A 7,397-nucleotide genomic window follows, 5' to 3' on the forward strand; every position below is an offset into this window, starting at 1 on the left:
ATTTATTGCGCGGCGCGAGTTGCAGCTCGGAAATCGTGGTTGGTAATACCTTTCACCGCCTCTGCACATTTTCTGCACGAAAGCCCCATGAAGGCTGCGGATACGTCGCGCCAAAGATGCAAGCGCCGCAGGCAATCTGCCGGGAACACAAACCTGCAAGCAGGAGACAGGACATGAGGCAGGAACTGACAATTCGCGGCGTACCGGACAGCATCGTGCTGGACGCGTGGTGGCTGGGAAAGATGGACAAAGCCCCCCGATGGGGAGGCAACAGACGACAGCAGAGTGGTTCTCTGATGTCTACTCTGAAAATGCGCCATGCAATCCCGATTCTTGCATCGCTGGTTGCGCTTGCTGATTGGCTGTTTTGGGAACAGCCGCTAGGCATTTCTGTCTCAGTCTTCGCGCTGATCTTGTCCGCCGCGATCATAGCGATGAAACCCCGACGTGCGACTGCAAAGGAGTGGCTCATAGCCGTCGCATTTGCCTTGTTCACCAACCTGCCGGTGGTCATCGATTTGCAGCTTCTATCAGTATTGTTCAGCCTTGCTGGTTTGGTCAGTCTGGCCACCTGGGCGCTATTCGGTCAAGCAGTAAACGAACGTCTGCTGCTGCGCACCGCCCTGCGCCTGCCTTCCATCGGCGCGACGCTTTTGCTGCGCGGCACATGTCGCACCGCGGTGGCCGCCGATCTTGGGTCCGACAGCCGCCGCCACGTAGCCTCGCTGGCCTTGCCGCTGCTATTGGGTGCGGTCTTCCTTGCTTTGCTGGCCGCCGCCAATCCGGTGCTGGAAGACCTTCTGGCAGAGCTGGACCCAAGTCTTCTGTTCGAAGGGTACTTCTGGCTGCGGCTTCTGTTCTGGAGTGTAATGGCCTCGCTGCTGTGGCCGTTCCTAAACCTCAGCGATCCATGGCTGGGTGGCATTGCCCGCCCCGCCGCCATGCCGAAGACGGGCCCAAGTCGGGCCGCATTTCTGGTCAATCCAATCTCGGTGCGCAATTCGCTGTTGCTGTTCAACCTGATGTTCCTTGTGCAAACCGTGATGGACCTCGGCATCCTGACCGGCGGTGTATCCCTGCCTCAAGGGATGAGCTATGCCGCTTATGCCCACCGGGGCGCTTATCCGCTGGTGGTGACGGCCCTTTTGGCGGGCGTATTCACTCTGGTCACTCACAGCATGATCGGCTCGGACCGGACGTTGCGCTTTCTGATCTACATGTGGTTGGCGCAGAACATGTTCCTGGTGCTGACAGCTGCCATTCGGCTGCATCATTACGTCGACGCCTATGCGCTTACCTATTTGCGGGTGGCCGCCTTCATATGGATGGCGCTGGTTCTCACCGGTTTGCTGCTGACCGTGGTGCAAATCCATCGCGGCTTCGGTACAACCTGGCTACTGCGGCGTTGTTTTGCAGCGCTTCTGGTGGTCTTGTATACGTGCAACTTTGTGAATTTTGCATCAGTCTTAGCCGGCTACAATCTGAGCCACGGCAGCGCTCTGATGCAACAGGACATTGGTTACATATGCAGCCTTGGCGCTGACGCTTACCCAGCCATCCGCGATCATGAAACCAGAACCGGACAGCAAGTCTGTGACGCGTGGATGCGATATGATCTGAAAAAGGATGCAATCACCAACTGGCGCGAATGGGGCTTTCGGAGATGGAGAATCCAAGCCTATTATCGGCAGCAGAGTTGAAGGACCCCATTTGATGCCTGCACGCATTCTTGTTGTCGACGATGATCCGGATATCCTTGAGGTAACAAGGTTCGCGATTGAAAAGGCAGGCTATGCGCCACTTCTGGCCAGTGACGGCCTGTCCGCGCTTGATACAAACCGCCAGGAAAGCCCCGACCTGATCGTGCTGGATATCGGGCTGCCCGAAAAGGATGGTCTGGAAGTATGCAGGGACATCCGCAAATCCTCGGACGTGCCGATCCTGTTCCTGACCGCCCGCGATGACGAGGTCGACCGTATCGTCGGGCTGGAGCTAGGCGCCGATGATTATCTGACGAAACCCTTTTCCCCACGCGAATTGGTGGCCCGGATCAAGGCCATCCTGAAACGCAGCGCGCCGACACCTGCCCAGCCCGACCCGGTGTTGTCGCAAGGCAGCCTGCACCTGGATGCAGAGCGGCACCTGTGCAGGTTCGCTTCAACCCCTGTGACGCTGACCGGATCGGAATTTCGGCTGCTGGCAACTCTGATGGCCCGTCCCGACCGCGTTCTGTCCAGGGCGCAGCTGATCGATGCGCTTTACGGCTATAACATCCACGTCTCGGACCGCACCATTGACAGCCATATACGCAATGTCCGTGCCAAACTTGCCCAGGCCGGCTGTGCCGAGGGGATCGTGACCATTCACGGTGTCGGCCTCAGGATGGGTGCATGCACGCCCGGCTGAACCGTAAATGGCGCCCCAGATTGTGGACCATCGTTCTGCTGGTGCTGGGCATTGTCCTGTGCTTGCCCTTTGCCGGGCTGGTCCTGTTCCGCTTTTATGATAGTCAACTGGTGCAACAGACCGAAGAAAGCCTGCTGACACAGGCTGCGGTTATGTCAGCGGCGTATGCCGAGCTTTATGCAGATGCAGCCGGGATCAAGCCGCCCCGCCCGAGTGCAATCTCAACCGAGCACGCGGTGTTCCCATCACTGTCGGTCAATCGCGAAACGGTTCTGCCACCGCGCCCGGACGCGCGGCCCGCAACCGTCCGACCCGGTTCGGTTTATCAGGCCATCGCCGCCCCGCTAAGCCGCATCGCCAACGCCGCCCAGGCGCAAACCCTTGCGGGTTACCGGATGCTGGATGTCGATGGGAACGTGTTTGCCGGAACCGCGGAAATCGGGCAGAAGCTGGGCCATGTTGACGAGGTTCGCGAGGCCCTTTCAGGGAAAACCGTCTCGGTCGCGCGCACCCGCGTGCGCGAGGATGCAACGCCTGCGCTTTATACCCTCAGCCGCGGTGCCCGTGTGCGCGTTTTCGTGGCGATGCCAGTGTACGTGGATCAGACCTTGATCGGGGCGGTTTACCTGAGCCGCACCCCGAACCATATTTTCCGCTTTCTGTACGGCGAACGTTTCAACCTTGCCAAGGCCGCGGCATTTGTCGCTTTGTCCACGGCGCTTATCGGGTACGTGTTCTGGCGGTTCATCACCCGGCCGATCCACCTGTTGATCCAGCGCAGCCAGATGGCGGGCCACGGTGGTCAGGCATGGGAACCACCAGACCAGCTTGGCACGCGGGAAATCGCGGATCTGAGCCATAGTTTTCAATCGCTGACGGAACGCTTGCAGGACAAGCAGGACGGATTGAAAACGTACACCGCCCATGTCACCCACGAGCTGAAGTCACCCCTCACCGCCCTGAAAGGCGCGGCAGAGCTGCTGCGCGACGACGATTTGCCATCTGCGCAGAAACACCGCCTGCTGGACACTGTAGAAAAGGGCGGAAAGCGGATGGAGGATCTGCTGGCCAACATGCGCGCCTTCAGCCTGGCCGATCAGAGTGCCATCAACGGTACATGCTGTCTGAACGACATCACTGATCAGGTCGTCCAGACGTTCCCGGCGCTTGCCATCAAGGCTGAAAACGATAACTTGCCCTTGCCCGTCGCGGCGCCCACCCTGCACATCATACTGACACATATGCTCGAGAACGCTCAGCAACACGGCGCGCAGAATGCCGTGCTGACAGCCTATCAGAACGACGGTGTCATCAGTCTAAAAATTGCGGATAATGGCGCCGGTATCAGTGAAGGGAACAAGGACAAGATTTTGCAGCCCTTCTTTACGACAAAAAGAGAGGCCGGTGGCACAGGTATGGGCCTGAATATTGTCAAAGCGACCATGGAAGCAATTGGTGGGCAACTCAGTGTTGTACCAAGCAATCAAGGCGCTTGTTTTCTTCTCACCTTCAACTAGCCGGGCGAGGTGAGAACTCATCAAACGGGAGGAAACTCAACATGCGCAAATTGCAGGCACAGGGCATTCACCACATCACCCTGACTGGTGCAGACCGGCAAACGTCAATAGACTTCTGGGAGGGTCTTCTCGGGTTTTCGCTTATCTTCGATCAACCAAACCTGGACGATCATTCACAGGGTCACTTGTACTTTGCCGCTGGTAACGGCCAGACGATCACGGTGTTCACCAATGAAGATCGAAAACCGTCCGGCAGTTTGCTCAGGGATCAGGTTGGCGCGGTTCATCATCTGGCCTTCGCGGTGTCACGCTCGGTTCTCATGCAGGTCGAGGAACGGCTTGACGAGAGGGGTATCAAGCACACGCCAATCAAAGACCGGGGCTTCATGAACTCGATCTATTTCCACGATCCGTTGGGTTTGAGGATCGAGCTTGCGAGTTACCGCTTTGAGCCGCCTGAAGGTGCAACTCATGGTGACGTTCTGGCCGAAGCGCACAGGCTGCGCGTTGAACGTGGTGATCTTGCGATTGCCGACGTCCACCTTGCCGATGCGATCGAGAATATCGTCTCGGAGCGTACTCCACGGATGTAACCTTTTTGTCGTTTACCCTGAGCGGTGGGCATCGTGATCCCCAACAATCGAAACTGGCAAAGTCGTTTGATCGATCCAACGTCCCTTCTGGGGTATTCTTCATGCAAAAAACCTAATCGGGAAGCGTGGCCGCTGTGAGCGACCGCAGAAATTCGGCAATGTTAGACACCTCTTGTCGGCTCACCGTGCGATTTGTGAACATGTCAATATTCAGCCCTGGAACCGTGTCTTCAACGCTCGCGGCCACAATGCGAATGTCGGCCAAAGGATCATCGCAAAGGGTGCGTCCCAACTGAGAAACGGCCATAACTTTGATCGCCTCTTCCAGACCTCTTACCGAGCCATTGTGGAAATAGCGCGGTCAGCGCGACATTGCGCAGAGAGGGCACGCGAAACCTGCTGGGACGCTCCTTGAGAAGCAGATCGTATTTATCCAGATAGGGATTGCCGTCCCAAAACACCGGGAATATTCGGTAAGTCCCAAGTGGCTTTTCAGTGCCCGCTGCGGAGAGCGCGGCATCGATATGGCAGTTTCGGCAGCCGATCTTGTCGAAAAGCACGAGGCCGCGCAAATCTGCTTGTAACAGCGCCGCATCCTCGCCTTTCACAAAGCGATCATAGGGCGTATCGGGCGTGACAAGCGTGCGTTAGTAAGCCGCGATCGTGCGGGTGATATTGCGGAGAACCAGAAATCCTCCGTTGCTCAAACCCCTAAATCTGTCCGGTGGGTGCTGACGTCACAAAAGGCCCAAGTGAAGCAGTTGGTTTGACAACAACGTCGCCCATAAACTCCATTTATGCTATATTAGGTCCGGTTTCAGTGGACGATTTTGCCATGTTAACGCGCCAATTGCACCAATGCTTCTTTGGATCGTGGATATATCTGAGCTTCGTTTTGATGTTCGGACTGAACGCAGCACTTGCGGAAACGCCTCATGCAAAACGTGTGGCTTTGGTAATTGGAAATGCACGATATGAGCATGTGTCAAACATCCCAAACTCAGCCAATGACGCCCAGGATATTTCTGCCGCCCTCAAGAGGATCGGCTTTCATGTCACAGCAAAACAAAACCTCGACTACCGCGAAATGCGCCTGACCTTAAGAGACTTCTTTGAGGATGTAGTCGATGCGGATATGGTATTAGTCTATTTTGCAGGTCACGGGATCGAAATCGACAACACAAACTACCTGATACCGACCAATGCCGAACTCAGGAGTGACAAGGACGTAGAATTCGAGGCAATCCGTCTGGATACGGTGCTCAACGCCGTTTCGACCGCGAAAGGCTTGAAGCTGGTCATAGTGGATGCGTGTCGGAACAACCCGTTCGTGAGCGATATGGTTCGAACCACTGCAACCCGATCAATCGGTCAAGGGTTAGGCCGCATCGATCCCAGTGGGGTTCTTGTCGGGTATTCAGCGCGAGGCGGGACTTTGGCGCTGGATGGTGACGGTCGCAACAGCCCGTATGCAGAGGCCTTTCTTGAACATATCGAGGTACCCGGGTTGGAGCTTGGGAAAATGTTCCGGAAGGTGCGGGATACGGTTTACGAACTTACAGATGGGTATCAGGAGCCATTCACCTATGGGTCACTGCCCGGTCATGACATTTTCCTTGTCCCAGCAGCACTCAAAGAACCAATCAATAGTGACGATGCCAATGTAGATGCTGCCAATGCCGTTCGCCCTGTCGATGAGCGCGAGCGGTCGGCGCAACGTGTTCTGGGCGAGGCCATGCAGCTGGAAGACGAAAGCGCGAAGCAGGGCGCTTTGAAGCTGATCGCGCAGCTGTATCCAGACACCCGCGCGGGGCAATATTCTCAACAAGTTACGGATGTGGTCGGACGCACAAATCGGAAGATTGCCACACTCGTCACGCCGAAAACGACGATTTCACCCCCTGGAACCGAAAGCCGCCTAGACGCGCCTGCACCGTTGCCACGCTCGAATTCGGACATCGAGGCCAGTCTGAATCTGAACCGAAACGATTACCGGAGCATTCAAAGCGGCCTGAACGCGCTTGGGTTTTCAGTTGGATCAGTGGATGGGATCTTCGGGCCTCGGTCCCGTAAAGCTCTGAAAGAGTTTCAGAGGCAAAATGGTGTAGAAAGAACCGGATACCTCACAGCACAAAGCTACGCCGTTCTGAAAAATGTAGCAAAACCAGAACCATCCGCGCAAAGCGACCAACAAGCAGACCCTCAGATACTGGTGGCCGTACCCAAGTCGCCCCCAAACGAGAACGCCCAAAACGCCTTCTATGGTGACTATGTCATCGAATTCAAAAGACGACCGGACCCACGTTACAATGGCGGCGAACTTGCCAACGAAAAGCCTAAAACAATGCTGCGAGTGGTGTACCGCAAATCGGCCGCCGGGTTTCAACTTTTTAGTGCTCAAGACAATACTGGAACCGGTGCGTCGCGTCCGCAAAGGTTTCGCGCATCGCTGTCTGACAACGGAAAACTGCGGATCTCAGGAAACGTGGGATACCTGTTTGGAAAAACCCGAGTTGTACCATTCTCGGTCACTCAGAGTTTTTCGAAGGAATTTACCAGTGGCAAAACCGTGCATTCCAATCATGGTCGGTTTGATGCTGCATTTTTCTTTGATATGACAATTACACGGCGCTGAGTGAAGTCGGAATGGGTGTAGCGCGGCCCAGCAGACAGGCTCGCTTGCCCAAGCGCATCCGCGTTCGCCACGTGGCGGATCAGCAAGAACAGGCGCTTTCGGCAACGGATCTGCGTATCTGCGCTGATTGCCCCAAAAAGAAGTCTGGGTCATTCGTGTCCGTCCGTTGAACCCGACCTAACGGGAGGGGTAGAGGCGGTCTAAGTGTCCACCATCAATAGTGGACACTATGAGGCACTCTATGAG

At 56.1% G+C, this 7,397-nt stretch carries 6 protein-coding genes; 5 read left to right on the forward strand and 1 reads right to left on the reverse strand.

Annotated features, from left to right (window positions below):
• Nucleotides 1–173: 173 nt before the first annotated feature.
• From ACR0AM_RS16310 to ACR0AM_RS16325, 4 genes are read left to right on the forward strand one after another with little or no spacing between them, the layout of a single operon-like run.
• Nucleotides 174–1,700: a DUF4153 domain-containing protein gene (locus ACR0AM_RS16310; RefSeq protein WP_480623478.1), complete on the forward strand. Its 1,527-nt coding sequence runs from the start codon at nucleotides 174–176 to the stop codon at nucleotides 1,698–1,700.
• 13 nt (nucleotides 1,701–1,713) lie between these two features.
• Nucleotides 1,714–2,406, forward strand: a complete 693-nt coding sequence (locus ACR0AM_RS16315) for a response regulator (RefSeq protein WP_480623479.1) — start codon at nucleotides 1,714–1,716, stop codon at nucleotides 2,404–2,406.
• Nucleotides 2,391–3,923 carry a sensor histidine kinase gene (locus tag ACR0AM_RS16320; protein WP_480623480.1) on the forward strand — a complete coding sequence of 511 codons (1,533 nt, stop codon included), beginning with the start codon at nucleotides 2,391–2,393 and terminating at the stop codon, nucleotides 3,921–3,923. The genes ACR0AM_RS16315 and ACR0AM_RS16320 overlap by 16 nt, the downstream gene beginning before the upstream one ends.
• A 41-nt stretch (nucleotides 3,924–3,964) precedes the next feature.
• Nucleotides 3,965–4,516: a VOC family protein gene (locus tag ACR0AM_RS16325; protein ID WP_209505961.1), complete on the forward strand. Its 552-nt coding sequence runs from the start codon at nucleotides 3,965–3,967 to the stop codon at nucleotides 4,514–4,516.
• 269 nt (nucleotides 4,517–4,785) lie between these two features.
• Here the strand turns inward: ACR0AM_RS16325 and ACR0AM_RS16330 are convergent, their stop codons facing one another.
• Nucleotides 4,786–5,124 carry a hypothetical protein gene (locus tag ACR0AM_RS16330; protein ID WP_480623481.1) on the reverse strand — a complete coding sequence of 113 codons (339 nt, stop codon included), beginning with the start codon at nucleotides 5,122–5,124 and terminating at the stop codon, nucleotides 4,786–4,788.
• 290 nt (nucleotides 5,125–5,414) lie between these two features.
• Here ACR0AM_RS16330 and ACR0AM_RS16335 point away from each other — a divergent pair, with 290 nt between their 5' ends.
• Complete coding sequence (locus tag ACR0AM_RS16335) at nucleotides 5,415–7,151, forward strand: caspase family protein (protein ID WP_480623482.1); 1,737 nt, start codon at nucleotides 5,415–5,417, stop codon at nucleotides 7,149–7,151.
• The last annotated feature ends 246 nt before the right edge of the window (nucleotides 7,152–7,397 follow it).

The organism is Ruegeria sp. AD9, from assembly GCF_056542305.1.

What these genes read in the sequence shown, in the direction of transcription:
- ACR0AM_RS16325 (WP_209505961.1), top strand. Translation starts at nt 3,965, where the DNA reads ATGCGCAAATTGCAGGCACAGGGCATTCACCACATCACCCTGACTGGT.
- ACR0AM_RS16320 (WP_480623480.1), top strand. Translation starts at nt 2,391, where the DNA reads ATGCACGCCCGGCTGAACCGTAAATGGCGCCCCAGATTGTGGACCATC.
- ACR0AM_RS16335 (WP_480623482.1), top strand. Translation starts at nt 5,415, where the DNA reads ATGTTCGGACTGAACGCAGCACTTGCGGAAACGCCTCATGCAAAACGT.
- ACR0AM_RS16310 (WP_480623478.1), top strand. Translation starts at nt 174, where the DNA reads ATGAGGCAGGAACTGACAATTCGCGGCGTACCGGACAGCATCGTGCTG.
- ACR0AM_RS16315 (WP_480623479.1), top strand. Translation starts at nt 1,714, where the DNA reads ATGCCTGCACGCATTCTTGTTGTCGACGATGATCCGGATATCCTTGAG.